Consider the following 24,604-nt stretch of genomic DNA (forward strand, 5'->3'; position numbering starts at 1 on the left):
CATTCTTGAGGCGATGCGGCGTGGTGACCGCGAACGCCTTGACCTTGCCTGCCTCGATCTGGCCGGAGGTGTTGGTGGTCTGGTCGCACATGATGTCGACCTGGCCGCCCAGCACGTCGTTCATCGCGGGTGCGGTGCCCTTGTAGGGCACGGTGGTCATGTCGATCTTCAGGGTCGACTGGAACAGCAGGCCGCACAGGTGAGAGGCGGCGCCCAGGCCGGCGTTGGCCAGGTTGACCTTGCCCTTGTTCTGCTCCAGCCACTTCACCAGCTCGGCGTAGTTGTTGGCCGGCAGCGAGGGGCGGCCGATGAGGGTCATCGGCACTTCGTTGATCAGGCCCAGGTATTCGAAGTCGTCGAGCGTCTTGTACGGCAGGCTGCGGTACAGGGCCGGCGCCGTGGCCATGCCGATGTGGTGCAGCAGCAGCGTGTAGCCATCCGGCGCTGCCTTGGCCACCTTGGCCGCGCCCAGCGTGCCGCCGGCGCCGCCGACGTTTTCGATGATGATGGTGCCGCCCAGCGGTTTGCGCAGCGCTTCGGCCAGGTCACGCGCCACCTTGTCGGTGGGGCCGCCAGCGGTGAACGGCACGACGATGGTCACCGGCTTGGTGGGGTATTGGGCGAACACTGCGGCACTCACGGCCATCAGCGCGCCGCCGATCAAAAGGTTCTTCTTCATGGCTACAGGCTCCTAGCTGCAAGGTGCAATCGCACGGTGGGCGAATGCTAGACAAGTGCCGCTGGCTTAGGCATCGGTGACTACGTAGGGGGTGGCCCGGGGTGGGCCATGCGGCGCGAAATACTGCGACGGACGCTAGCGGTAACTGCGCTTGTCCTCGATGACCACGCCGTCGTTGGGCAGGCTGCCCGTGGCCACCAGGCACACCTCTGCACGCAGTTTGGTCACGTCGCGCACGCTGGCCGCCAACTGATCAGCCAGCGGGTCGTCCCCCGGCTGCACCACCTCCGCATGCAAGGTCATGCGGTCGTTGGCCATCTCGCCTTCCACGATCAGACGCGCGCGGCGTACGCCGGGGTGGCGCTTGATCACTTCGGCCACCTGGCTCGGGTGCACGAACATGCCACGCACCTTGGTGGTCTGGTCGGCGCGGCCCAGCCAGCCGCGGATGCGTGTCTGGGTGCGGCCGGTGGGGCAATGGCCCGGCATCACGGCACTGAGGTCGCCGGTGCCGAAGCGGATCAGCGGATAGTCCTCGTCGAAGGTGGTGACCACCACTTCGCCCACTTCGCCCTCAGGCACCGGGTCGCCGGTGCCGGGGCGCACGATCTCGACGATCACCTGCTCGTCGATCACCAGGCCGTCACGCGCTTCGGTTTCGTAGGCGATCAGGCCCAGGTCGGCCGTGGCGTAGCACTGGTAGGCCTGCATGCCGCGCTCACGCAGCCAGTCACGCAAAGAAGGCGGAAAGGCTTCACCACTGACCAGCCCCTTGCGCAGCGACGACAAGGCCACCTGCTGCTCGGCGGCCTTTTCCAGCGCAATCTTCAGAAAGCTCGGCGTGCCGCAGTAGCCATGCGGGCGCAGCTCGGCCATGGCTTGCAGCTGCAGCTCGGTGTTGCCCACGCCGCCCGGGAACACCGCGCAGCCGAGCGCCAGCGCGCCTTCTTCCATCATGGCGCCTGCGGGGGTGAGGTGGTAGCTGAAGCTGTTGTGCACCAGGTCGCCGCGGCGAAAGCCTGCTGCATGCAGCGCACGCGCCAGTCGCCAGCTGTCGCTGCCCTGGCCCTGCGGCTCATAGATCGGGCCGGGCGACTGGAACACCCGCTTGGCCGGGCGCGACAGGCGCAGGCCGTTCCAGCCGGCGGTGGCAAAGCCGGCGAAAGGATCACCATCAGGGTGGGCCACCCGATGCGCCTGCTGCAGCGCCAACAGCTCATGCTTGCGCAACACCGGCAGCGTGGCCAGCGCGGCACGGCTGGTGATGGCGCGCGGATCGACGCCCGCCAGCCGTTGTGCCTGGGCCGGGCTGTGCGCCTGCGCATGCGCCACCTGCGCGGGCAAGGCGGCCATCAGTGCAGCCTCCCGCGCGGCGGGGTCGCGGATCTCAAGCGCGTCGAAGTACTCGGCCTTCATTCGTCGGAGCGCCAGCGCGCCAGTTGGGTTTTCAGGGTGTCGAGGAAGCGGCGCACCTCGGTGCTGGCGGCCAGCCGGTGCACGGTCCATTCGGGCGTGCGGGCCGGCCGCTTGACCACACGCGCCTCGATGGCGGTGTCGTCGGCGGACAGCTCGACCACCGCCTGGCCTTCAAGCTCATAACGTTGCCCCCGCTCGGTGAGCTTGAGGTCACGCAACTGGCGCTTGAGCTGCACCAGCGCTTCCGCCGGCTTGAAAGCGGGCAGGGCGAAGAAGTTGTCGTCGGACATGGCCGAAGCCCTCCAGGCCGGTTCAGGCCAGCCAGCGCTTGCGGCGCTTGTAGCTCTTGACGTCGCGGAAGCTCTTGCGCCCCTCGCCGCCGGTGCCGAGGTAGAACTCCTTGACGTCTTCGTTCTCGCGCAGCGCGGCGGCCGGGCCGTCCATCACCACGCGGCCGCTTTCCAGGATGTAGCCGAAGTCGGCATAGCGCAGCGCCATGTTGGTGTTCTGCTCGGCCAGCAGGAAGGTCACGCCTTCCTTGGTGTTGAGGTCCTTCACGATCTCGAACACCTCTTCCACGATCTGCGGCGCCAGGCCCATCGAGGGCTCGTCCAGCAGCACCATGCGCGGGTTGGCCATCAGCGCACGGCCGATGGCACACATCTGCTGCTCGCCACCCGAGGTGTAGGCCGACTGGCTGGTGCGCCGGGTCTTGAGCCGCGGGAAGTAGGTGTAGACCTTCTCCAGCGTCTCGGCCACCGCGGCGCGGCCGTCGGTGCGGGTGTAGGCCCCGGTCATCAGGTTCTCTTCGATCGTCAGGTGCGCAAAGCAGTGGCGGCCTTCCATCACCTGGATGACGCCACGCTCGACCAGGCTGGCGGGCGTGAGGTTCTCGATGCGCTCACCGCGCAGCGCGATCGAGCCCTTGGTCACGGCGCCGCGCTCGGCATGCAGCAGGTTGGACACCGCGCGCAGCGTGGTGGTCTTGCCGGCACCGTTGGCGCCCAGCAGCGCCACGATGGAGCCTTCCTCCACCCGCAGCGACACGCCCTTGAGCACCAGGATCACATGGTTGTAGATCACCTCGATGCCGTTGACGTCGAGGAAGTCGCGGCGCGCGGTGGCGCTCGGGGAGGGCGTGGCGGCGGCTTGCATGGCGATCAGCAGCTGCGGGGCTTGATGTTCTTGTCCTTGGCGTACTTGGCCGCCATCTCCTTGACCAGCGGGTCGATCAGCGATGGATCGGCCTGGTACCAGTCGGAGGTGATGTTCCACTTGCCGCCGTCCCACTGGACGATGCGCGCCCAGTCGGTGCCCATGTGGTTGCTGCACGAGGTCTTGACCGGCCGCATCACCTCGCCGAAGCCCAGCGTCTTCAGCCGCTCGGCCGACAGGTCGAGGTTCTCGAAGCCCCACTTGACCTGCTCGGGCGTCAGCGTCTTGCCCTTGCCGTACTTCTCCTGCGCGGTGCGGATGGCTTCGACCTGCAGCATCGAAATCATCATGCCGCGGGTGTGGGCCATCACGCCCACTTCGCTGGCGTCGCTGGCGGTGCCCTGGCCCTTGTCGTAGACGAACTTCTTCAGGTCGTCATGCACCTTGTCGCGGGCCGCGCTGTTGTGGATGGTGATGGCGTTGTAGCCCTTGGCGCCGGCCCCGATGTCCTTGACGTCGTGGTCGGAGCCGGCCCACCAGATGGCGTACATCTTCTCGCGCGGAAAGCCGCTGGCCTGCGCCTCGCGGATGCCGGCCGGGGTCATCACGCCGGCGGACCAGAACAGCACATAGTCGGGGCGCTGCTGGCGGATCTGCAGCCACACCGACTTCTGCTCGACGCCGGGCGGGGTGACGGGGAACATCACCAGCTCGAAGCCATCCTTGGCGGCGCGCTTCTGCAGCAGCGGGATCGGCTCCTTGCCGTAGGGCGAGTCGTGGTAGACGAGGGCGATCTTCTTGCCCTTGAGGCTGCCCTTTTCCTTCTTCAGGATGTCCTGGATCATCACGTCGGCCGCGGTCCAGTAGGTGCCCAGCAGCGGGAAGTTCCATTCGAACACCGTGCCGTCGACCGACTGCGACAGGCCGTAGCCCATGGTCTGGATGGCGATCTTGTCGTTGAAGGCCTTGTCCGTCACCGCGAAGGTGATGCCGGTGGACTGCGGGTCGAAGCCCGAGGCGCCGGTGCCCTTGCCCTTCAGCCGCTCATAACACTCCACGCCCTTGGCGGCGTCGTAGGCGGTTTCGCATTCTTCGAACACCAGCTTGACGCCGTTGACACCGCCGTCGCGCGCGTTGATGAGCTTGAGGTAGTCCTGCTTGCCATCGGCCCAGGGAATGCCCAGCGGGGCGAACTGGCCGGTGCGGTAGACCAGCAGCGGCACGAACTGCTCCGCGCCTTGCGCCTGCACGGCAGTGGGCGCGGCACCGAAGGACAGCGCGGCAGCGACGGCTGCGGCGGTGCGGAGGAAGCGCCGGGCCGCCCCAAGCTTCCTCATCCCCCGCGGGGGGGCGGTCGGGCGGAGCCCGGCCTTGGGGGCGGTCATCTCAAAAGATCCGAACTTCATGTTGTCTTGTCTCCGTGGGGCTGTGTTGCTGGGGTGAAGGGCGTCAGTGCGGGAAGGGCCACAGGCGCAGCTTTTCGCGGGCGGTGAGCCACAGGCGCGCCAGGCCGTGCGGCTCCACGATCAGGAAGAAGACGATCAGCGCGCCGAAGATCATGTGCTCCAGGTGCGAAGCGGTGGCCGTGGACAGCGGCAGGCCCAGCCAGTGCGGCACGTAGTTCAGCAGCAGCGGCAGCAGCACCATGAAGGCCGCGCCGAAGAAGGCGCCCGAGATCGAGCCCAACCCGCCGATGATCACCATGAACAGCAACTGGAACGAGCGGTCGATGCTGAAGGCCGCCGGCTCCCAGGAGCCCAGGTGCACGAAGCCCCACAGCGCGCCGGCCACGCCGACGATGAAGCTGCTCACCGCAAACGCCGACAGCTTGGCGTACACCGGCCGGATGCCGATGACGGCGGCCGCCACGTCCATGTCGCGGATGGCCATCCACTGGCGGCCGATGGCGCCGCGCACCAGGTTCTTGCTGAGCAGGCCGAACACCACCACGATACCCAGGCACAGCAGGTACTTCTGCGCCGGCGTTTCCACTGCCATGCCGAACAGCGACAGCTCGCGCACGCTCACCGAACCCGAGGACGAGTTGTTGGTGACCCAGGGCACGCGGTTGGTGAACCAGTCGGTGAAGAACTGCGCCGCCAGCGTGGCCACCGCCAGGTACAGGCCCCGGATGCGCAGGCTGGGGATGCCGAACAGCACGCCGAACACCGTGGCGCACAGGCCGCCGCCGATCAGCGCCACCAGCAGCGGCATGCCGTCGAAGCGCACCTGCAGGTTGTAGGCGGCATAGGCGCCGATGGCCATGAAGGCCCCGGTGCCCAGCGAGATCTGCCCGCAGTAGCCCACCAGGATGTTCAGCCCCATTGCTGCCAGCGACAGGATGAGGAACGGGATGAGGATGGCGCGGAACACATAGTCGCTGGCCATGAAGGGCACCGCGACGAAGGCCAGCACCAGCAGCAGCTGGATGGCCACCCGGTCCTGCAGCACCGGGAAGATCTGCAGGTCGGCGTGGTAGCTCTGCTTGAACTGACCGTTTTCACGATAAAGCATCGACGGCTCCGTGAACGATGAATGTATTGACCCAGCCACCGCCGCAGATCCGGCTTTGCCGGGCTGCCAGCGGGCGGCCCCCTTGGGGGGTAGCGAGCGAGAGCGAGCTTGGGGGCACCATCACACCCGGTCGATGATCTTGTCGCCGAAGAGGCCCTGGGGCCGCAGCAACAGGAAGCCCAATGCCAAGACATAGGCGAACCAGTTCTCGATGCCGCCGCCCAGGAAAGGCCCGAGATAGATCTCCGAGAGCTTTTCGCCCGAGCCGATGATCAGGCCGCCGACGATGGCGCCCGGCACCGAGGTGAGGCCGCCCAGGATGACCACCGGCAGGGCCTTGAGCGCCACCAGCGAGATGCTGAACTGCACGCCCAGCTTGCTGCCCCAGATGATGCCGGCCACCAGCGCCACGATGCCGCCGATGGACCAGACGATGACCCAGATGCGCGACAGCGGGATGCCGATGGACTGCGCCGCCTGGTGGTCGTCGGCCACCGCGCGCAGCGCACGGCCTGTGGCCGTCTTCTGGAAGAACAGCGACAGGCTGGCCACCAGCAGCGCCGAGACCAGTGCCGCATACAGGTCTTCCTTGCTGATCAGCAGGCCACCCTGGAACACATCCTCGAACAGGATCATCGGGTCCTTGGGCATGCCTACGTCGATCTTGTAGGTGGCGCTGCCGAAGATGAGCTGGCCCGCCCCGTCGATGAAGTAGGTGATGCCCAGCGTGGCCATCAGCAGCGCGATGGGCTCCTGGCCCACCAGCTGTCGCAGCGCCAGCCGCTCGATCAGCCAGGCCACGCCGATCATCACCACCACCGCCACCACGATGGCCAGCACATTGGCCAGGAAGCGGCTCTCAAAGCCCAGCCACTGCGGCAGCCACTCCGAGAAGCGCGCCATCGCCAAGGCCGCGAACAGCACCATCGCGCCCTGCGCGAAGTTGAAGACGCCGCTGGCCTTGAAGATGAGCACGAAGCCCAGCGCCACCAGCGCGTACAGCATGCCGGCCATCAGGCCGCCGAACAAAGTCTCTAGAAAGAACCCCATGCGCTACTCCTGGCGGTGGGCAGTCAATGGGAGGTGCCCAAGTAGGCGCGTACGACGTCTTCGTTCGTGCGCACCTCGTCGGGCGTGCCGTCGCCGATCTTCTTGCCGTAGTCCAGCACCACCACGCGGTCGGAGATGTCCATCACCACGCCCATGTCGTGCTCGATCAGCACGATGGTGGTGCCGAACTCGTCGTTCACGTCGAGGATGAAGCGGCACATGTCCTGTTTCTCCTCGACGTTCATGCCGGCCATCGGCTCGTCGAGCAGCAGCACCTGCGGCTCCATCGCCAGCGCGCGGCCCAGGTCCACGCGCTTTTGCAGGCCGTAGGGCAGGCGGCCCACCGGCGTCTTGCGCCAGGCCTGGATCTCGAGGAAGTCGATGATGCGTTCCACCTTCTCGCGGTGGGCGATCTCCTCGCGCTCGGCCGGGCCCCAGCGCAGCGCCTGCAGCAGCAGGTTGCTCTTCATGCGCAGGTTGCGGCCGGTCATGATGTTGTCCAGCACGCTCATGCCCTTGAACAGCGCCAGGTTCTGGAAGGTGCGGGCCACGCCCATCGTGGCCACCTGCCGCGGGTTCATGTGCTTGAAGGTCTTGCCCCGGAAGGTGATGGCGCCTTCCTGCGGCTGGTACACGCCATTGATGCAGTTGAGCATCGAGCTCTTGCCGGCGCCGTTGGGGCCGATGATGGCCCGCACCTCATGCTCGCGCACGTTGAAGCTGATGTCGGTGAGCGCCTTCACGCCGCCAAAGCGCAGGCTGATGTTGCGCACGTCCAGGATCACGTCGCCGATGCGGCGGCGGCCGGTGTCGGTGGGCTGCTGCGCCGCCGGGGCGGTGTCGCCGGCCGCCGGCGGCTGCTGCGCGAAGAGCGCGCCGGGCGCGGGCGGGTTGAGGGCTTGGGCCGCATAACTCATCAGGCTGCCTTTCCGACCGGCGCGAAGGTCTTCGCGTCGATGATCTTCAACGTGGCCGAGACGACGCCGGTGCGGCCGTCTTCGTACTTCACCGCGGTTTCGATGAACTGCTCGGTGCGGCCGCCATACAGCGCGTCCAGCAGCACCGCATAACGGTCGGCGATGAAGCCGCGGCGGACCTTGCGGGTGCGCGTGAGTTCGCCGTCGTCGGCGTCCAGCTCCTTGTGCAGCACCAGGAAGCGGCTGATCTGCGAGCCGGCCAGGCGCTCGTCGGCGGCCAGGTCGGCATTGACCTGTTCCACGCACTCGCGCACCAGCTCCGTCACCTCGGGCTTGGCGGCCAGGTCGGTGTAGCCGGCGTAGGGCAGGTTGCGCCGCTCGGCCCAGTTGCCCACCGCCTCGAAGTCGATGTTGACGAAGGCGCACACCTTGTCGCGGCCATCGCCGAAGGCCACCGCCTCCTTGATGTGCGGGAAGAACTTGAGTTTGTTCTCCACGTACTTGGGCGCGAACATCGCGCCGTCGTGCGGGCCGCCGGCCATGCGGCCGACGTCTTTCGCGCGGTCGATGATCTTCAGGTGCCCACCGGCATCCAGGAAGCCCGCATCGCCGGTGCGATACCAGCCGTCGGGTGTCAGCACCTCGGCGGTGGCGGCCTCATTCTTGTAGTAGCCCTTGAGCAGGCCGGGCGAGCGCACCAGGATCTCGCCGCTGTCGGCCACCTGGATCTGCACACCGTCGATGGGCACGCCCACCGTGTCGGCCTTGACCTCGTGGTCGGGCTGCAGGCACACGAACACCGCGGTCTCGGTGCTGCCGTACAGCTGCTTGAGGTTGATGCCGATCGAGCGGTAGAAGCTGAAGAGGTCGGGGCCGATGGCCTCGCCCGCGGTGTAGGCCACCCGCACCCGCGACAGGCCCAGCGTGTTGCGCAGCGGGCCGTAGATCAGCAGGTCGCCCAGGCGGTACTTCAGCCGGTCGAGCGCGCCCACCGGGCGGCCGTCCATCAGGGCCGGGCCCACGCGCTTGGCCAGCGTCAGGCAGCGGTGGAACAGCCAGCGCTTGAGGCGACCTGCATCCTCCATGCGGATCATCACGCTGGTGAGCAGGCCTTCGAAGATGCGGGGCGGCGCGAAGTAGTAGGTGGGGCCGATCTCCTTGAGGTCGATCGTCACCGTGGCGCTGGACTCGGGGCAGTTGACCACGTAGCCGCAGGCCAGCCATTGCGCGTAGCTGAAGATGTTCTGGCCGATCCAGGCCGGCGGCAGGTAGGCCAGCACCTCCTCGCGCTCGGTCAGCTGGTCGAAGCGCTGGCCGGCGCGGGCGCGGTCCAGCAGCGAGGCATGGGTGTGCACCACGCCTTTCGGGTTGCCGGTGGTGCCCGAGGTGAAGAACATCGCGGCCACGTCGCCGGGTTGCAGCTGGGCCACCTCAGCGTCGAAGAAACCGGGGTTGCGCTGGTTCAACGCACGGCCTTCTTCCAGCAGCGCATCCAGGCTGGCCATGCCGGGCTCGGTGTAGCTGCGCAGGCCGCGCGGATCGTCGAACCACACGCGGGCCAGCTGCGGGCACTGCGGGCGGATCTCGATCAGCTTGTCCAGCTGCTCCTGGTCTTCCACCACCGCGAAGGCCACTTCCGCGTTGTTGAGCGGGTAGACGAATTCGGCGGCCACCGCGTCCTGGTACAGCGGCACCGGCACCGCGCCCAGCGACTGGGCGGCCAGCATGCTGGCGTACAGGCGCGGGCGGTTCTCGCCGATCACCACCAGGTGCTGCCCGCGGCGCAGGCCTGCGGCATGCAGGCCGGCGGCCAGCGCACGCACCAGGTCAGCCAGCTGCTGCCAGGTGAGCGTCTGCCAGATGCCGTATTCCTTCTCGCGCAGCGCCGGGGCCTGGGGCCGTTGGCGTGCGTGTTCGAGCATCAACCGCGGAAAGGTGTTTTCCAAGGCAGGTCTCCTTGTGTTGAACACCACTGTAGGAAAGAAATTGACGCCCGCTTGTCGTTCTGACGACAATCCTAGGGTCAGTCCGCCCCGGGGCTTTCCCGCATCGCGGCCTGCGCGACTTGCCATGCCCGATACCGCCCCCTCTCACCGACCCGGCTCCGCGCTGCGTGCGCGGGCGCGCGCGGCCACCGCGGCCGAACTGGCCATGGTGCCCTGGCTGCAGGTGCTGGGCGACGAAGACCGCGCCCGCGTGGTGGCCGACCTGGAGGTGGCCGATGCCGACCCCGGCGACCTGGTGTGCAAGATCGGCCGCCGCGCCAACTACTGGTTCGGCGTGGTCGACGGGCTGCTGAAGATGACCAACGACGCATCGGTGGAAGCGGCCATCACCTACTCGGGGCTGCCGCCGGGCGCCTGGTTCGGTGAGGGCACGCTGCTCAAGCGCGAGAGCTACCGCTACAACATCGAGACCCTGCGCCGCAGCGTGGTGGCCGGCCTGCCGATCGACACCTTCGAATGGCTGCTGGCGCGCAGCATCCCGTTCAACCGCTACCTGATGAACCAGCTCAACGAGCGGGTGAGCCAGTTCATCGCGGCACGAGAAACCGACCGCCTGACCGACCCCGACAGCCGCGTGGCCCGCAGCCTGGCCGGGCTGTTCCACCCGGTGTTGTTTCCCGGCGTGGGCACGCTGCTGCGCATCACGCAGCAGGAGCTGGCCTACTTGGTGGGCCTGTCGCGCCAGCGCGTGAACGAGGCGCTGCGCGCACTGCAGGCGGCGCAGCTCATCCGCGTGGAGTACGGCGGCGTGCAGGTGCTGGACCTGGAGGCGCTGCGGCGCTACCGGCGCTGAGCCTCAGCGGCCGTAGATCGCTTCGGCCCGCCGGAACAGCACCCAGCTGGTGGCGATGTACTTGTGCCCGCCCAGCGGCCGGTTGCCGCGGTGCGTGTGGGTGAAGCCGGCCGGCGCGATGAGCAAGCTGCCGGTGCGTGGCTGGATGCGGCGGCCCTGGTACAGAAACTCGGTCTCGCCGCCATCGAAGCCGTCGTTCAGGTACAGCGTCCACAGCAGCACGCGGTGCAGCGCTTCGCCCTGGTCCGGCTTGGGGTACTGCTCGCTGTGCCAGTAGGGGTAGCCGCCTTCGTCGGCGATGTACTTCTGCAGGTTGATGGCGCCGGGCCGGAAGGCGGCCGTGGCCACCTGCGTCAACACCTCGTCGGGCAGTGCGCGCAGGCTGTCGGCGTCGAGCGTGCGCGGCTGGCCCGCGGCATCGGGCAGCTGCAGGCGCAGCGGGCCCAGCACGGTGTGCGGGTAGCGCCGCAAGTAGTGCAGCAGGGCGCTGAACACCGCCAGGTTGAGCTGCTGCCGCGTCTCCGCCCAGGCCGCATGCGCGTCCAGCGCAATGTCCCAGCTGTTCTTGAGCGTGAGGTCCAGGCCGCTGCCGGCTTCGCCGCGACGGGCATGGCCGCTGCGCTCGAAGCGCTGCACGATGGCCTGGCAGGCGGCGGCAGGCAGCACGCTGTCGAAGGTCTCGATGAAGTCGGGCGAAGGAGTGCTCATGCGTGAAGCAAAAAAAGGAAGCGCCCGGGAGGAACGGGCGCTTCCTGCCAAGGCCGCGGGGATCAGCCCTGGCGGCGGCGGCGCGCGACGAAGCCGACGACCGCCAGGCCGCCGAGCAGCAGCGCGTAGGTTTCAGGCTCCGGAACGGCCGCGATGTTGAGCTGCACGCCGCCCGCGGTGTACAGCACGTTGGCGGTGTAGCCGGCCAGCAGGCCGGTATAGCTGACCTGGCCGAACGAGCCTTCCAGCGTGGCGGCATTCAGCAGCGTGTAGGTGCCGGCCGCGAAGCTGAAACCGCTGTCGAACGACAGCGACAGGTCACCGACCAGCGTGGCACGCCGGCCCACCTGCAGCAGCGGGCCGCTGCCCAGCGTGAAGCCGCTGCCCAATTCAAGGTCCAGCGTGCCGGCGGTGCCCAGCGTCAGGTTGCCGCCCACCAGCAGCGTGTCGGCGCTGCGCACGCCCAGCGTGCCGCCGAACACGTTCACGTGGCCGCTGCCGAAGGCCGTGGCCGAAGCGCCCACCAACCGGCCGCCATGCAGCTCAACGCCGCCCGAGAACGAGTTGTCGCCGGACAGCACCAGCGTGCCTTCGCCGAACTTGGCCAGGCTGCCTTCGTACTCGCGGGTGCTGCGCGCCGTTTCACGTGCCATGCCCACGGTGTATTCGTTGCGGTCATCGGCGCTGGCGCCGGCCGGCAGGCCGTTGGTCCAGCCCTTGGTGGCCTTGGTGGCGTTCCAGCTGGCGGCCTCGGCGTCGTCCTCGATCTTGCGGGCCTTGATGGCCACGTCGGAGATGTTGTTCGACCAGGTGTCGTTCTGCCCCTGGGTGTTGACGGCGAAGCGGCCGGTGAACTGGCCGGGGCCGTTCATCGCGTTCTTCAGGCTGATGGTGCCCCAGCCGTTGCGCTCGTCGGGCACCTCCACCATCTTGCCGGCATTGGGGTTCACGATGGCCGCGCCGTTGGCGTTGCTGATGGTGGCGTTCTGCACCGCCGTGGTCTTGAGCACGGTCAGAGCCTGCTCGTTGCTCATGTAGCCGAAGCGTTCCATCACCACGGCCAGCGCGCCCGAGGCATGCGGCGCCGCCATCGAGGTGCCGGACGAGCTGCCGTAGGCGCCGCTCACCACCGAGCTGTAGATCGCCTGACCCGGGGCGGTGACGCAGGACCACTTGGCCACGCCGCACTGGTTGTACAGCTGCACGCCCGGCACGTTGACCGAACCGTCGGCATTGAGGGTCTGGCCGACCGCCTGTCCGTTGAGGTTGACGGTCTGGCGTATGGCCGCGACGCCCAGCCAGTTGGCCTCCAGCGTGGGGTCGAAGTAAGCCGCCGACGCACGCGGGCTGGGGTTCTTGTAGCCGCCGTTGCCAGCGCTGAACACGATGACGGTGCCGGTCCTGGCGGCGTCCAGCGTGCCCTGGAACCAGGTGTCCTCGTTGGCCAGGTAGCCCCAGGCGCCGAGCAGGCCGGCGCGGCCGCTCAGGTTCTGGCCGTTGCCCGCGATGGCGGTGCTGGGCATCAGGGTTTCGTACTGCTCGCTGTTGGGCTGGCTGCCGAAGCTGGTGCTGATGATGCGCACGCCCTGCGCATTGACGGCGCGGTACACGTCGGCCACGTGCTTCTGGTCGATGGTCTGGGCGGCGGTCTGAGTGGCCTGCGGAATGCCGTACAGCACGCCGTCGGTCTTGCCGGTGTTGCCCACGAACACGCTGGCGTTGAAGGCCACGCCATGCATGTTGTTGGTCACGTTGGCGCCGTCGCGGCTGGCGCCGATGGTGCCGGCCACGTGGGTGCCGTGGCCGTCGTTGTAGGCCGGGTTGTAGGCGCCTGCGATGCCGTTGACCAGCACGCCGGTATAGCGCGAGGACGACAGCTCACGGTGCGTGTCCAGGTAGCCCGAGTCCACCTCGCCCACCTTGATGCCGGCGCCGCTGAAGCCGCGGGCATAAGCGAATTCGGCGCCGATGGCCAGCAGGCCCCAGTCGCGGTTGAACTCGGCGGTGCGCCAGCTGGCGGGGTCGCCCAGCATGCCCGGGTCGCCGGCGTAGGTGGTGATGGCGGCGGCCTGCTGAGCGGCCACGGCGGCCAGCACCATCACGGCCAGGCGGGTTTTCTTCAGGTGACGGGGGTGGGACAAGGTCTGCTCCTGGAACGTTCTGTTTTGAGAAACGTTCCTTTGCATTGCTTGTGCCAGTGTGAACAAGCGACGGAACTTTTTCTAAGTGCTTGATTCCGCTCGCCGGCGTCGGTTGTGAGAGACGGCCCACCGACCCATCGAGTGCCTGCGAGGTCGGAAATCCGCCTGCTGCGGCGCAGCATCTCAGCCGTGCAGCCCGTACTTGCGGATCTTGTCGTTGAGCGTGGTCTTGGCGATGCGCAAGGCCTTGGCGCTGTGGGCGATGTTGCCGCCGTTGCGCGCCAGTTCGGCCGCGATCAGGCTGCGCTCGAAGCCCTCCACCATTTCCACCAGTGACGCACTGGCGTCGGCATGTTCGCCGGTGGCCGCGGGGCCGGCACCCAGCACGTCCTTGCGGATGCCCAGCACCAGGCATTCGGCCACGTTGCGCAGTTCGCGCACGTTGCCGGGCCAGCTGTGGGCCATCAGCCGCTGCATCTGCTCGACCGTCACCGCGGGTTGCGTGCGGCCGTAGCGGCTGGCGGCCAGCAGCATGAAGTGCTCGGTCAGCAGCGGAATGTCCTCGCGCCGCTCGCGCAGCGGCGGCAGCTCGATCTGCACCACGTTCAGCCGGTAGTACAGGTCGGCGCGGAAGGCGTTTTCGCTGGCCCGCTGCAGCAGGTCGTCCTTGGTGGCGGCCACCACGCGTACGTCCACCGGCACGCTCTGGTTGGAGCCCAGGCGTTCGATGCGGCGGTCCTGCAGCACCCGCAGCAGCTTGATCTGCATGCCCATCGGCATGCTTTCCACCTCGTCCAGGAACAGCGTGCCGCCGTTGGCGTACTCGATCTTGCCCACGCGGCGCTTCTGCGCGCCGGTGAAGGCGCCGGCCTCGTGGCCGAACAGCTCGCTGTCCAGCAGGTTGTCGGGCATGCCGCCGCAGTTCAGCGCCACGAAGGGGCCGTGCCGCCGCACCGACATCTCGTGCAGCGATTGCGCCACCACTTCCTTGCCGGTGCCGGTTTCGCCGTGGATCAGCACGTCCACCGGGCTGTCGGCCACTTCGCGGATCAATTGGCGCACGCGCTCGATCTGCGGCGAGCGGCCCATCAGCCGGCCTTCCAGCCCGCTGCGGGTGTCCAGCATGCGGCGCAGCGTGGCCACCTCCATCGTCAGCGCGCGCTTTTCCATCGCCCGGCGCACCACCTCGGTCAGCGTCTCGGGCGAGAAGGGCTTGGGAATGAAGTCGTAGGCGCCGCTGCGCATGGCTTCCACCGCCAGGCTCACGTCGCCATGGCCGGTGATCATGATCACCGGCAGGCCTTCGTCCACCTCGCGGCAGTGGCGCACCAGCTGCAGGCCGTCGCTGCCGGGCAGGCGCATGTCGGTGACGATGACGCCGGCAAAACCGTCCTGCACGCGTTGCAAGGCGTCCTCGGCGTTGTCCACCGCTTCCACCGGCAGGTCGGCCAGCTGCATGGCCTGCACGCAGCCCAGCTGCACATGGGGATCGTCCTCGACGATCAGCACCGAAAGCTCGTTGTTCATCACGTCACTGTCTCCTGCACGCTGGCCGCGGCGGGTAGCCGCAGGCTGAAGCACGCGCCGCCGTTGGCATGGCCATGGGCCACGATGTCGCCGCCGAACTCCCGCGCGATGTCCCGCGAGATGGCAAGCCCCAGGCCCAGGCCGGCGCCCTGGGTCTTGGTGGTGAAAAAGGGTTCGAACAGATGGGCCTGGGTGGTGTCGTCCAGGCCGGCGCCGCTGTCGATCACGTCAATCCGCGCCCAGCGCTCCACCGCATCGCCGGGTTCGGCGGCTTCGTAGTCGGCGGCCAGGGTCAGCGTCTTGACCGGCGACTCGGCCATCGCGTCGATCGCGTTGCCGATGAGGTTGATCAGCACCTGCTCCAGCCGGTTGGCGTCGCACCAGGCCACCACCGCACCGGGCTCGCACAGGTTCACCACCTCCACCTGCTCCTTGCGCAGCCGCAGGCCGAAGAGGAACAGCGCATTGCCCAGCGCCACCGCCACGTCGGTGCGCGCGGGCACCGGCTCGGACTTGCGGGCAAAGCCCTTGAGCGGATGGATGATGCTGCCCATCTGGTCGGCCAGCCGGGCGATGATGCCCAGGTTGCCCGACAGCGTCTTCATGTCGCCGCGCTTGAGAAACTCGATGGCGTTGCCCGACAGCGTGCGTATCGCGCCCAGCGGCTGCGTGAGTTCATGCGTGATGCCGGTGGCCAACTGGCCCAGCACCGCCATCTTGGCCGCATGCACCAGCTCGCTCTGCGTGGCCCGCAGCGTCTGCTCGGCCTGCTCGCGGTCGGCCACCTCCTTGCGCAGCCGGTCGTTGGCGGCGGTCAGGTCCAGCGTGCGGTTGGCCACCTTCTGCTCCAGGTCGGCATTGGCGCGTTCCAGCAGGGCCCGCGACTCCAGCCGCTGGCGTTGGATGCGCCGCCGCTGCGCGATGAAGAGCGCGAGCAGCAGCAGAAAGGCCGCCAGCACCGAGGCCATCATGCCGTTGAGCGCGGCCGCGGTGCGCACCTCGCGCAGGTCGAGGAACATCATCACCCGCCAGTCCATGCCGTCCAGCGGCCGGCTCATCACCAGCATGCCGGTGCCGGTGGCCCGGCGCAGCATCTGCTGCTGGCCGCCGGGGCCGGGGCCGTCCATCAGCTGGCCGTCTTCGCCGATCCACAGCATGGGCGAGAGGGGAAACGGCCGGATGCGCATGCTGTTGTACATGCGGGTCAGCAGCAGGTCGACGCGCCGCTCGACCGGCAGGTCGACCAGCGCGGTGTAGCGCCAGCCGGGCTGGGACGAATGGATTACCACCTGGTTGGCATCGGCCAGCAACGCGGGCGCGCCCACCATCTGCCAGGTCTGGTCGATCGGCTCCAGGCTGATCTTGATGGCCGCCACGCCGATGACGCGGGCGCCATCGCGGATGGGGTGCGAGACGAAGTAGCCCGGCTCGCCCCGCACGCCGATGGCGAAGTGGCGGCCCACACGGCCGGACAGGGCTTCCAGGAAGTAGGGGCGGAAGGACACGTCTTCGCCCACGCGGCTGTCGTCGCTGCGGTCGGCATTGCTCGAAGCCACCACCACGCCGCGGTCGTTCAGCACGAAGGCCGACATGCTGCCCACGTGCGCATTGAGGCGCCGCAGGTAGCTGTCGGCCGCCTGCACCCGGCGCGGGTTGCCGGGGTCGCGCAGCAGGTTCAGCACGTCATGGCTGAGCTGGATGGTGGCGGGCACATGCTCCAGCCGCTTGACCATGCCCTCCACCGCGGAGGCGAAGAGGTCCAGGCGGTGGTTGGATTCCGCCCGCAGCGAGGCAATGCCCTGGTGCTCGCTCACGCTGAAGCCCAACCAGGCACTGCCCACGATGATGGACACCGCCACCACGCTCCACAACAAACGGCGCCATACCGGCAGGACACGCCTGCCGGGCACCTCAGGACGGATCACTTCTCTGCGTACTCTTCCATCGGCTTGTCATTCGGGTTGGCCCAGGCCGCCTTGGTGGCCTCCGACAGCGGCAGACCCACCTTGGTGTTGGTCGGGGGGATCGGCTGCATGAACCACTTGTCGTACAGCTTGGCCACGTCGCCACGCGCGATCTGGGCCTTGATGCTGTCGTCCACCGCCTTCTTGAAGGCGGGGTCGTCCTTGCGGATCATGATGGCGATGGGTTCGACCGACAGCACTTCACCCACGATCTTGTAGTCGCCGGGGGCCTTGGACTTGCTGATGTTGCCCGCCAGGATCTGGCCGTCCATCACGAAGGCATCGGCACGGCCCGATTCCAGCAGCAGGAACGAGTCGGAGTGGTCCTTGCCCATCACCTCCTTGAACTCCACGCCGTTGGCGCGGCGGTGCTTGCGCAGCGTCTGGACCGAGGTGGTGCCGGTGGTGGTGGCCACAGTCTTGCCCTTGAGGTCCTCGATCTTGTTGATGCCCGAGTTGGCCTTGACCGCGATGCGCACTTCTTCCACGTAGGTGGTGACGGCGAAGGCCACGTCCTTCTGGCGGGTGGCGTTGTTGGTGGTGGAGCCGCACTCGATGTCCACCGTGCCGTTCTGCACCAGCGGAATGCGGTTCTGCGAGGTCACCGGCTGGTACTTGATGTCCAGCTTGGCCATGCCCAGCTGCTTCTGGATGTCGGCCAGCACGTTCTGGCAGATGTCGTAGTGGAAGCCGGTGTACTTGCCGTCGCCCAGGGTGTAGGCCAGCGCGCCCGAAGACTCGCGGGTGCCGACGGTCACCGTGCCGGTGTCCTTGATCTTCTTCAGCGTATCGGCGTGCGCGCCGCCCAGGGCCAGCAGCGCGGCAATCGCAAACAAAGTCTTCGTCATGGTCGTCTCTTTCGACAGGGGGGAAAGGGTGGGGAAGGGATGGCTCACAGCGGGCGGTCCGTCGGGTGGCGGTACAGCTCCAGCAGCGCTTCGGAGGGCGGCCAGTTCAGATTCAGGCCGCGGGGCGGAATGGGGCGCTGGAACCACTTGGTGTAGATCTTCAGCGCCTCGCCGCTTTGCATCAGGCGGGTGAGTTCGCGGTCGACGATGCGCTTGAGCGAGACATCGCCGCGCCGCATCATGCAGCCGTAGGCCTCGTAGCTCATGGGGTTGCCCACGACGATCCAGTCGTCGGGGTTCTGGGCCTTGGCGCGCTCGCCGTACAGCAGTGCGTCGTCCATCATGAACGCTTCGGCACGGCCGGCCTCCAGCATCTGGAAGCTCTCGCCATGGTCTTTGGCCATCACGATGTTGATGGTGCCGCCCAGGCGTTCGTTGAAGGTGCGCAGCAAGCGCTCGGAGGTGGTGGCCGCGGTCACCACCACGCTGTGACCGGCCAGGTCCGGAAAGTCGCGGATCTGTGTGCGCCGGTGCGTCATCAGCCGTGTGCCGATGACGAAGATGGAATTGGAGAACGCCACCTGCCGCGCACGTTCTTCGTTGTGGGTGGTGGAGCCGCACTCGATGTCCACGGTGCCGTTCTGCACCAGCGGAATCCGGTTCTGCGGCGTCACCGGCACCAGCTTGATGTTGAGCGCGGGCAGCTTCAGCTCGGTCTTGACGGCGTCCAGCAGGCGCAGCATCAGCTCGTGCGAGTAGCCCACCACCTGGCGCTTGCCGTCGTAATACGAGAAGGGCACCGACGACTCGCGGTGGCCCAGGTTGATGGTGGCGGTCTCGGAGATCTTGACCAGCGTGTCGGTCTGCGCATGCGCGGCGTGCGCGGTGGCCAGCAGGGCCAGCGACGACGACAGCAACAACAGACAACGGGCAAGGGTTCCAGACATCGACGAACCGCGGGACTACTCGTACAGACGGGCGGCATTGTGTGCACAAGGCGTGCCAAGGCCATCCGTAGGGTCCACAGCAGGGTTTGCACCAGGGCTGCGGGCGGGCAGGCAGGCCCTGCCGGACTGCGTGGGCCGGGCCGGTTCGGAAATCCGTCAAGGGGCTCGCCGCAGGCGACGGAAAACCGGCGCCATCGCCGGCGTTAGGCGCTGTGCAGCGGACCCTGCGGCCGCGCCGTCCAGTGGGTTCCGAAGCGCTTTGCCTGGCCGCGCGAACGGGCGGCCAGGCTGGCAGGTTGGCATCGGCTTTCCCAGCGGAAACGGCGAAGCAGCCCGTCACTTGTCTAGACAAGTTCAGCGGTCGCATGTTGCAACGCAGCAGTGAACGCATGTGAACGTACGTGAAGCGCTTGGCACGTTTTGCGCAATGCATGAGCCATCGGCCACCCGGCCGGCACCCCTTTGTCGGGGTTGTTCCATAGCCTTGGAGATGGAGTCTGATGTTCAAGCCAACCTGCCCCTCGAAGCTGTCGGCGGCGCTGGCGCTGGCCTTTGCCAGCGTGGCGATGCCGGCGTACACGGCGGATGCGCACGACCACGCCAGCGATGGCGCCAACGTGCTGTCGATCGTGGTGCCGTATGCCAACGAGGGCCAACTCGCCTTCGCCACCAAGCTGCTCGACCACCCGTACATCGACCAGAAGAAGATGCTGATCCATGCCGAGGTGGCACCGGAGGAGATGGAGGCGCTGAAGGCCGCCGGCATGCAGCCGGCGATCAACGAAGCCGAGACGGCGCGCATCCAGCACTTCATCCAGTCGCGGGCGCAGGACGTCAAGTCGGGCAGCATCGCCCGCGCGCTGGGCGTGGCCCAGCCCAGCAGCATCGCCAACGGCGTGCACTCGTGCTACCGCACGGTCGAGCAGATCTACACCACCTACGACCAGCTGGCGGCCAAGTACCCGAAGCTGGTGAAGATCAAGACCCTGGGCAAGAGCTGGATGGGCGAGAAGCAGGCCATTCCTGCGGTGGGCAACGCGGTGCCCGACAACTCGCTGTCCTCGTTCGCCAACATCCTCATCAAGTACCTGCCCGCCTCGGTGGTGGCCCGCTTCAACCTGAGCCTGTTCCCGGTGGACCCCAACCCGGTCAAGGCCATCGTGGTGGGCAACTTCGAGAAGCAGGACGCGCAGAGCGAGCCGCCGCCCAACATGGTGTGGACCGGCGGCATCCATGCGCGTGAATACGCGCCGCAGGAAGTGGGCATGAAGTTCATCGAGTGGCTGCTCGAGAACTACGAGACCGATGCCAACGCCCGGATGATGGTGGACACCAACCGCTACCACTTCATCATCCACAACCCCGACGGCCGCAAGGTGGCCGAGCAGGACATCTCGGCCCGCCAGCGCAAGAACACCAACTACGACAGCGCGGCCTGCACGACGGTGAACAACCAGGGCGTGCCCAACACGCTGAACTCGGGCGTCGACCTCAACCGCAACTATCCTTTCGGCTGGGCCACCGGCGGTACCGGTGGCTCCGACGGCAACAGTTGCGGCGAAACCTACCGCGGCACGTCCGCCGGTTCGGAGCCCGAAACCAAGGCGGTGCTCAACTACATCCGCGGCAACTGGAACCAGGCCGCCTGCAAGTGGGAAGGCGGCGCGCTGCCCGACGGCCGGCCCAAGAGCAGCACCTACTGCAACCCCGAGAACCGCGACAACAACGGCACGGGTGAGCTGGACTGGAAGACCGGCGCCAGCGAGGAATACGGCGGCGGCGTGTTCATCGACCTGCACAGCAATGCCCGTGCGGTGCTGTGGCCCTGGGGCGTGGAGCGGGCGGAAAACGACTTCAACACCCACACGCCCAACAACAAGGGCATGGCAGTGATCGCCCAGCGCCTGGCGTACCACAACAACTATTCGTCGCAGCAGCTGCTGAGCTACAACACCGAAGGCACCACCAAGGACGCCGCCTACGGCTACCTGGGCGCACCGGCCTATACGGTGGAAATGGGTCGCTCGTTCTATGAAGACTGCGGCGTCTTCGAGCGCGAGACCTACCCCGAGAACTTCAACGGCTTCCATTACCTGAGCCGGGTGCTGCACCGCGTGTACAAGCTGCCCTTCGGCCCCGACACCGTCAACGTGATGATGGGCGCCAGCTCGGTGCAGGCCGGCAACAAGGTGACGGTGACCGCCACCGTGGACGACAACCGCTACCGCTACAGCAACGCGGGCCAGTCCACCATCAAGCCGCCGCCGTACCCCGTGGTCTACAACATCACCGGCGCCAAGGCCTATGTGGACAAGCTGCCCTGGGAGGCGGGTGCCGTCGGCGTGGACCTGACGCTGTCCACCTCGGCGCAGGCCAAGTCCGACTTCCCTGACGCCACCAAGACCGCGGTGGGCGAGATCAACACCGCAGGCCTGGCTCCCGGCCGCCACATGGTCTACGTGCAGGGCACCAATGCCGATGGCAAGCCTGGCGCCGTGTCGGCCGCCTTCCTGGACGTGACCGCCGCGCCGGCCGACGCCGACGACGGTGACAGCGGTGGTGGTGCGCTCGGCTGGTTCGACCTGGCCGCCATGGCCGCCGGCCTGGCCGCACTGGCCGGCCTGCGTCGCCGCCGTACCCACTGAACAAGCAGAACACGAGGATCCTCATGAACCTGACGAAAAAGCGCTTGCTCAATGCGCTGTGCCGCGCCTCGGTGGCGGCTTCCGTGGTGACGCTGGCCGCCTGCGGTGGCGATGGTGACGACGACACGCCCGCGCCGCCGCCGCCCGCGCCCACCGCCCAACTCAGCGGCGTGGTGCTGGACGGTGCGCTGGCCAATGCCAAGGTGTGCCTGGACATCAACGACAACCGCGCCTGCGATGCCGACGAGCCCAGCACCACCACCGGTGCCGATGGCAAGTTCACGCTCACGGCCGAAGAAGCCAAGCTGCCGCTGCACCCGGTGCTGGCCGTGGCCACGGCCGGCACCACCACCGATGCCGACTACGGCGCCATCGCCAAGGGCTACACCCTGGCGGCGCCGGCCGGCAAGGGCGCGGTGATCACGCCCTACACCACGCTGCTGCAATCGGAGATGGATGGCGGCCGTGCCGAGAACCTGGCGCAGGCCGAGCGCGACCTGCTGGACCGCATGGTCGGCATCGCCGGCGACGTGGGCGGGCTCACGGTGTACGACAGCTTCCTGCCGGTGGCCAACGAGGCGGCCACGCTGGCCGGCAAGCGGGCCAAGATGTATGGCCTGGCGCAGCTGCTGGCCCGCGGCTTCGCGGAAACGGCGGCCACCTCGGGCCTGACGGGCAAGGCGGCCATGGGTGCCCTGGGCACCGTGGCCACCGGCTCGCTGCAGCAGCTGGCGGCGCAGGTCTCGGCGCCGCTGGCCGCGGCCGACCGCGACACGCTGTTCAACGCGGTCAAGGACAGCATGGTGCCCACCGCCGCCACGCTGCAAGGCATTGCCGCCGCGGCGGCCAAGACGGCGGCCGCGCCGATCGAAGGCGCCTGGACCGGCAGCCGCGCCTTGCCCACCGGCGAGACCGTGAAGGAGCTGTACGTGTTTGCCGGCGACGGCACCTACGTGCACCGGGTGATCGAGACCAGCGCCCCGGCCACCAACACGGTGTTCGACAACGGTTTCGGCTACCGCTACGGCCGCTACACCTACGCCGCCAGCACCCTGACCACCACGGTGATCGAGGCGCAGGAAGTGGCCGGCCCGCAGGCCGGTGCCCTCACCGGCGTGACGGTGGCGGGCGACACCATGACCGGCCCCAACGGCCTGAACCTGACGCGGGTGGCCAGCGCCACCGACGCCCTGGTGGGCGCCTGGGTGCGGCCCGATGGCAACAGCGAGCCCGAAGTGCTGGTGATGTTCGGTGACGGCACCTACGTGCACAGCACCTTCTACTACCAGAACGACCCGCAGACCGGCACCGCCAGCTTCTTCGAGACGGCCAAGTCGGCCGGCATGCGCAAGGGCGCTTATGCGCGTGAGGCAGCGGGCAGCTCGGTGGTGAACTTCGGCGAGACCACGGTGGCCTTCAACGGCAACCTGGCCATCCCGAGCAACCCGGGCGTGGGCACGGTGCAGCCGGACGGCAGCTTCTCGATGACCGGTCTGCGGCTGGTCAAGCTGGGCACGCCGGCCGGTGCCAAGGCGGTGATGGGCCTGTCGGAGGCCACCCGCTCGCGGCTGTGGTCGGGCCGTTACTTCAGCCGCACGGTGAGCGTGTCGGGCAGCAACCGCACGCAGTACCTGTACGTGCGCGGCCCCAACGACGTGCTGAGCTTCCTGCAGGCGCCCACCGGCAGCAGCGCCACCACGGCCTGCAACCTGGCCGATGGCAACGGTGCGGTGCGCGACTTCACGTCGGTCGACCCGGCGGACGGCAAGCTCAAGCAGTTCGTCGTGGGCACCGGCACGGCGGCCAGCGCGGGTTATGCCCAGCGCCGGCTGAACGTGGGCGTGCCGGGCAGCGTGGTGAGCTACACGCCCATCACCCGGCCCACCGACGCCACCGCGCGCTGCGCGCTGCCGCCTGTCTAGACAAGCAGGTTGCTGACGCCCGCCGCCACATGCCCCGCAGGCACGTGGCTGGCGGCGTTTTCGATGTGGCCGGTCTGATCGTCGAAGAAGAAGTCGGGCTCGAACTCGCGCAGGAACTCGCCCTTGGGCAGGCCGCCCAGGAACATCGCGGCGTCGACGTCGATGTGCCAGTCCATCAGCGTGCGGATGGCGCGCTCATGGGCCGGTGCGCTGCGCGCCGTGACCAGCGCGGTGCGGATGCGCATGCCGGTGGCTTCGCCCTGCTGCTGGAGCCGGTGCAGCGCCATCAGCAGAGGTTTGAAGGGGCCGGCCGCCAGCGGCGTGACCGCATGCTCGCGTTCATGCAGCTGGAAGGCATCGAGCCCGCCGTCGCGGAACACGCGCTCGGCTTCGTCGGAGAACAGCACCGCATCGCCGTCGAAGGCGATGCGAACCTCGTTCGGGTGCGCGTCCGAGGCGCGGCGCGAATGCGGAAACACCCGCGCCGCGGGCACGCCGGCTTCCAGCGCCGAGCGCACGTCGGCCTCGTTGGTGGATAGAAAGAGGTGGGCGTTGAGCGGCCGCAGGTAGCGCCACGGGCTTTCGCCGCGGGTGAACACGCCGCGCTCGATGGGCAGGCCGTAGTGCTGCGCCGAGCGGAACACGCGCATGCCCGAGACCGGGTCGTTGCGCGAGAGGATGACCACCTCGGTCAGCAGCCGCGCCGGGTCGTCGCCGTTGAAGGCCAGCAGCTTGTGCGCCAGCGAAAACGCCACGCCGGGCCGCGCCGGCTGCTCCAGCCGCTGCAGCTGCAGCTGCATGTAGGCGCGGTCGTCGTGCGCCTCGAACACGCGGTTCTCTTCTTCGAAGTCGAAGAGGGCGCGGGAGGAAAGGGCCACCACCAGGCGGCCGTCGAGCGAGGCGGGCATGGGGCCATGATACGGAGCCCCACGCTTGCCGCGGCTACGCCTCAGTGATGAAACCCGATCGGCGCGCGCCGCGGGTTGGCGCCGGGCAGGTCGCGCAGCTCGATGCGGTCGCGGTGGTCCAGCCGGGCGTTGCCGAAGGCGGCCATCCAGGCGCGGCGCATCTCGCGCGGGGCCATCTCGGCCATGCGCTCCAGCACCGCCTCGATCGGCTCCGGCTCGAAGCGCCGGCCCCAGTCGTGCGCGCCGCGGATGCTGCCGTACAGCCGCAAGGCGATGGTGCGGGCGGCGTCGCGGTCGGGCGACTGCACCTCGTACACGTTCATGCGGTTGAGGATGGGCTCGGGGATCGCCCGCTCGTCGTTCGCGGTGGCCACCCAGATCACCTGGCTGGCGTCGATCGGCACCTCGGCGAATTCGTCGGTGAAGCTGTGCGCAGTGTCGTGTTCCAGCAGCGCATACAGCGC

The 24,604-nt window shown here is 68.0% G+C and carries 19 protein-coding genes and 1 pseudogene; 3 read left to right on the forward strand and 17 right to left on the reverse strand.

The features are described from left to right. From ABNT58_RS00035 to ABNT58_RS00075, 9 genes are all read right to left on the reverse strand, one after another. On the reverse strand, positions 1-646 hold a 646-nt coding region (locus ABNT58_RS00035; protein ID WP_348751491.1), incomplete at its 3' end, for a tripartite tricarboxylate transporter substrate-binding protein. Positions 647-814: 168 nt separating this feature from the next. Beyond that, positions 815-2,095 (reverse strand): AMP-binding protein, encoded by a 1,281-nt coding sequence (locus ABNT58_RS00040; RefSeq protein WP_348751473.1) that lies wholly within the window; start codon positions 2,093-2,095, stop codon positions 815-817. Beyond that, positions 2,092-2,385 carry a hypothetical protein gene (locus ABNT58_RS00045; RefSeq protein WP_348751474.1) on the reverse strand — a complete coding sequence of 98 codons (294 nt, stop codon included), beginning with the start codon at positions 2,383-2,385 and terminating at the stop codon, positions 2,092-2,094. The genes ABNT58_RS00040 and ABNT58_RS00045 overlap by 4 nt, the downstream gene beginning before the upstream one ends. Before the next feature lie 22 nt (positions 2,386-2,407). Further along, positions 2,408-3,250: an ABC transporter ATP-binding protein gene (locus ABNT58_RS00050; protein ID WP_348751475.1), complete on the reverse strand. Its 843-nt coding sequence runs from the start codon at positions 3,248-3,250 to the stop codon at positions 2,408-2,410. Between the two features lie 5 nt (positions 3,251-3,255). Next, positions 3,256-4,587 carry an ABC transporter substrate-binding protein gene (locus ABNT58_RS00055; protein ID WP_348751476.1) on the reverse strand — a complete coding sequence of 444 codons (1,332 nt, stop codon included), beginning with the start codon at positions 4,585-4,587 and terminating at the stop codon, positions 3,256-3,258. Positions 4,588-4,699: 112 nt separating this feature from the next. Beyond that, positions 4,700-5,764 carry a branched-chain amino acid ABC transporter permease gene (locus ABNT58_RS00060; RefSeq protein WP_348751477.1) on the reverse strand — a complete coding sequence of 355 codons (1,065 nt, stop codon included), beginning with the start codon at positions 5,762-5,764 and terminating at the stop codon, positions 4,700-4,702. A 120-nt stretch (positions 5,765-5,884) separates the two neighbouring features. After that, positions 5,885-6,814, reverse strand: coding sequence for a branched-chain amino acid ABC transporter permease (locus ABNT58_RS00065; RefSeq protein ID WP_348751478.1), 930 nt, complete (start codon positions 6,812-6,814; stop codon positions 5,885-5,887). A 23-nt stretch (positions 6,815-6,837) separates the two neighbouring features. Continuing rightward, positions 6,838-7,731 (reverse strand): ABC transporter ATP-binding protein, encoded by an 894-nt coding sequence (locus tag ABNT58_RS00070; protein WP_348751479.1) that lies wholly within the window; start codon positions 7,729-7,731, stop codon positions 6,838-6,840. After that, positions 7,731-9,677: an AMP-binding protein gene (locus ABNT58_RS00075; protein ID WP_348751480.1), complete on the reverse strand. Its 1,947-nt coding sequence runs from the start codon at positions 9,675-9,677 to the stop codon at positions 7,731-7,733. Before ABNT58_RS00075 ends, ABNT58_RS00070 begins: the two co-directional genes overlap by 1 nt. Positions 9,678-9,801: 124 nt before the next feature. Between ABNT58_RS00075 and ABNT58_RS00080 the strand changes: the two genes are divergently transcribed. After that, entirely contained in the window at positions 9,802-10,530 is a 729-nt protein-coding gene (locus ABNT58_RS00080; RefSeq protein WP_348751481.1) for a Crp/Fnr family transcriptional regulator, read from the forward strand. A 3-nt stretch (positions 10,531-10,533) separates the two neighbouring features. On the opposite strand, the gene ABNT58_RS00085 is transcribed toward ABNT58_RS00080, so the two are convergent. The 6 genes from ABNT58_RS00085 to ABNT58_RS00110 form a co-directional block, all read right to left on the reverse strand. Further along, positions 10,534-11,238 carry a 2OG-Fe(II) oxygenase gene (locus ABNT58_RS00085; protein ID WP_348751482.1) on the reverse strand — a complete coding sequence of 235 codons (705 nt, stop codon included), beginning with the start codon at positions 11,236-11,238 and terminating at the stop codon, positions 10,534-10,536. Between the two features lie 62 nt (positions 11,239-11,300). Further along, positions 11,301-13,379, reverse strand: a complete 2,079-nt coding sequence (locus tag ABNT58_RS00090) for a S8 family serine peptidase (RefSeq protein ID WP_348751483.1) — start codon at positions 13,377-13,379, stop codon at positions 11,301-11,303. Between the two features lie 183 nt (positions 13,380-13,562). After that, entirely contained in the window at positions 13,563-14,906 is a 1,344-nt protein-coding gene (locus ABNT58_RS00095) for a sigma-54 dependent transcriptional regulator (RefSeq protein ID WP_348751484.1), read from the reverse strand. Further along, positions 14,906-16,831 (reverse strand): ATP-binding protein, encoded by a 1,926-nt coding sequence (locus ABNT58_RS00100; RefSeq protein WP_348751485.1) that lies wholly within the window; start codon positions 16,829-16,831, stop codon positions 14,906-14,908. The genes ABNT58_RS00095 and ABNT58_RS00100 overlap by 1 nt, the downstream gene beginning before the upstream one ends. Further along, entirely contained in the window at positions 16,828-17,718 is an 891-nt protein-coding gene (locus ABNT58_RS00105; RefSeq protein ID WP_348751486.1) for an amino acid ABC transporter substrate-binding protein, read from the reverse strand. The genes ABNT58_RS00100 and ABNT58_RS00105 overlap by 4 nt, the downstream gene beginning before the upstream one ends. Before the next feature lie 44 nt (positions 17,719-17,762). Further along, complete coding sequence (locus ABNT58_RS00110; protein WP_348751487.1) at positions 17,763-18,665, reverse strand: transporter substrate-binding domain-containing protein; 903 nt, start codon at positions 18,663-18,665, stop codon at positions 17,763-17,765. 500 nt (positions 18,666-19,165) lie between these two features. Here ABNT58_RS00110 and ABNT58_RS00115 point away from each other — a divergent pair, with 500 nt between their 5' ends. Both ABNT58_RS00115 and ABNT58_RS00120 read left to right on the forward strand, forming a co-directional pair. Next, positions 19,166-21,310, forward strand: a complete 2,145-nt coding sequence (locus tag ABNT58_RS00115) for a M14 family zinc carboxypeptidase (protein ID WP_348751488.1) — start codon at positions 19,166-19,168, stop codon at positions 21,308-21,310. Between the two features lie 23 nt (positions 21,311-21,333). Then, positions 21,334-23,232, forward strand: a complete 1,899-nt coding sequence (locus ABNT58_RS00120; RefSeq protein ID WP_348751489.1) for a hypothetical protein — start codon at positions 21,334-21,336, stop codon at positions 23,230-23,232. Here ABNT58_RS00120 and ABNT58_RS00125 read toward each other — a convergent pair. Both ABNT58_RS00125 and ABNT58_RS00130 read right to left on the reverse strand, forming a co-directional pair. After that, positions 23,229-24,140 carry a 5'-nucleotidase gene (locus ABNT58_RS00125; protein WP_348751490.1) on the reverse strand — a complete coding sequence of 304 codons (912 nt, stop codon included), beginning with the start codon at positions 24,138-24,140 and terminating at the stop codon, positions 23,229-23,231. The two genes, ABNT58_RS00120 and ABNT58_RS00125, sit on opposite strands and share 4 nt — an antisense overlap. A gap of 41 nt (positions 24,141-24,181) precedes the next feature. Further along, positions 24,182-24,604 (reverse strand): annotated as a pseudogene (locus tag ABNT58_RS00130) (AAA family ATPase); the annotation flags it as partial.

The organism is uncultured Aquincola sp. (assembly GCF_964001545.1).
Lineage (GTDB): Bacteria > Pseudomonadota > Gammaproteobacteria > Burkholderiales > Burkholderiaceae_C > Aquincola.

Excerpts from the sequence above, each read along its gene's own strand:
- ABNT58_RS00060 (WP_348751477.1), bottom strand. The coding sequence starts at position 5,764 with ATGCTTTATCGTGAAAACGGTCAGTTCAAGCAGAGCTACCACGCCGAC.
- ABNT58_RS00050 (WP_348751475.1), bottom strand. The coding sequence starts at position 3,250 with ATGCAAGCCGCCGCCACGCCCTCCCCGAGCGCCACCGCGCGCCGCGAC.
- ABNT58_RS00055 (WP_348751476.1), bottom strand. The coding sequence starts at position 4,587 with ATGAGGAAGCTTGGGGCGGCCCGGCGCTTCCTCCGCACCGCCGCAGCC.
- ABNT58_RS00105 (WP_348751486.1), bottom strand. The coding sequence starts at position 17,718 with ATGACGAAGACTTTGTTTGCGATTGCCGCGCTGCTGGCCCTGGGCGGC.
- ABNT58_RS00125 (WP_348751490.1), bottom strand. The coding sequence starts at position 24,140 with ATGCCCGCCTCGCTCGACGGCCGCCTGGTGGTGGCCCTTTCCTCCCGC.
- ABNT58_RS00085 (WP_348751482.1), bottom strand. The coding sequence starts at position 11,238 with ATGAGCACTCCTTCGCCCGACTTCATCGAGACCTTCGACAGCGTGCTG.
- ABNT58_RS00110 (WP_348751487.1), bottom strand. The coding sequence starts at position 18,665 with ATGTCTGGAACCCTTGCCCGTTGTCTGTTGTTGCTGTCGTCGTCGCTG.
- ABNT58_RS00080 (WP_348751481.1), top strand. The coding sequence starts at position 9,802 with ATGCCCGATACCGCCCCCTCTCACCGACCCGGCTCCGCGCTGCGTGCG.
- ABNT58_RS00065 (WP_348751478.1), bottom strand. The coding sequence starts at position 6,814 with ATGGGGTTCTTTCTAGAGACTTTGTTCGGCGGCCTGATGGCCGGCATG.
- ABNT58_RS00115 (WP_348751488.1), top strand. The coding sequence starts at position 19,166 with ATGTTCAAGCCAACCTGCCCCTCGAAGCTGTCGGCGGCGCTGGCGCTG.
- ABNT58_RS00095 (WP_348751484.1), bottom strand. The coding sequence starts at position 14,906 with ATGAACAACGAGCTTTCGGTGCTGATCGTCGAGGACGATCCCCATGTG.
- ABNT58_RS00070 (WP_348751479.1), bottom strand. The coding sequence starts at position 7,731 with ATGAGTTATGCGGCCCAAGCCCTCAACCCGCCCGCGCCCGGCGCGCTC.
- ABNT58_RS00120 (WP_348751489.1), top strand. The coding sequence starts at position 21,334 with ATGAACCTGACGAAAAAGCGCTTGCTCAATGCGCTGTGCCGCGCCTCG.
- ABNT58_RS00040 (WP_348751473.1), bottom strand. The coding sequence starts at position 2,095 with ATGAAGGCCGAGTACTTCGACGCGCTTGAGATCCGCGACCCCGCCGCG.
- ABNT58_RS00045 (WP_348751474.1), bottom strand. The coding sequence starts at position 2,385 with ATGTCCGACGACAACTTCTTCGCCCTGCCCGCTTTCAAGCCGGCGGAA.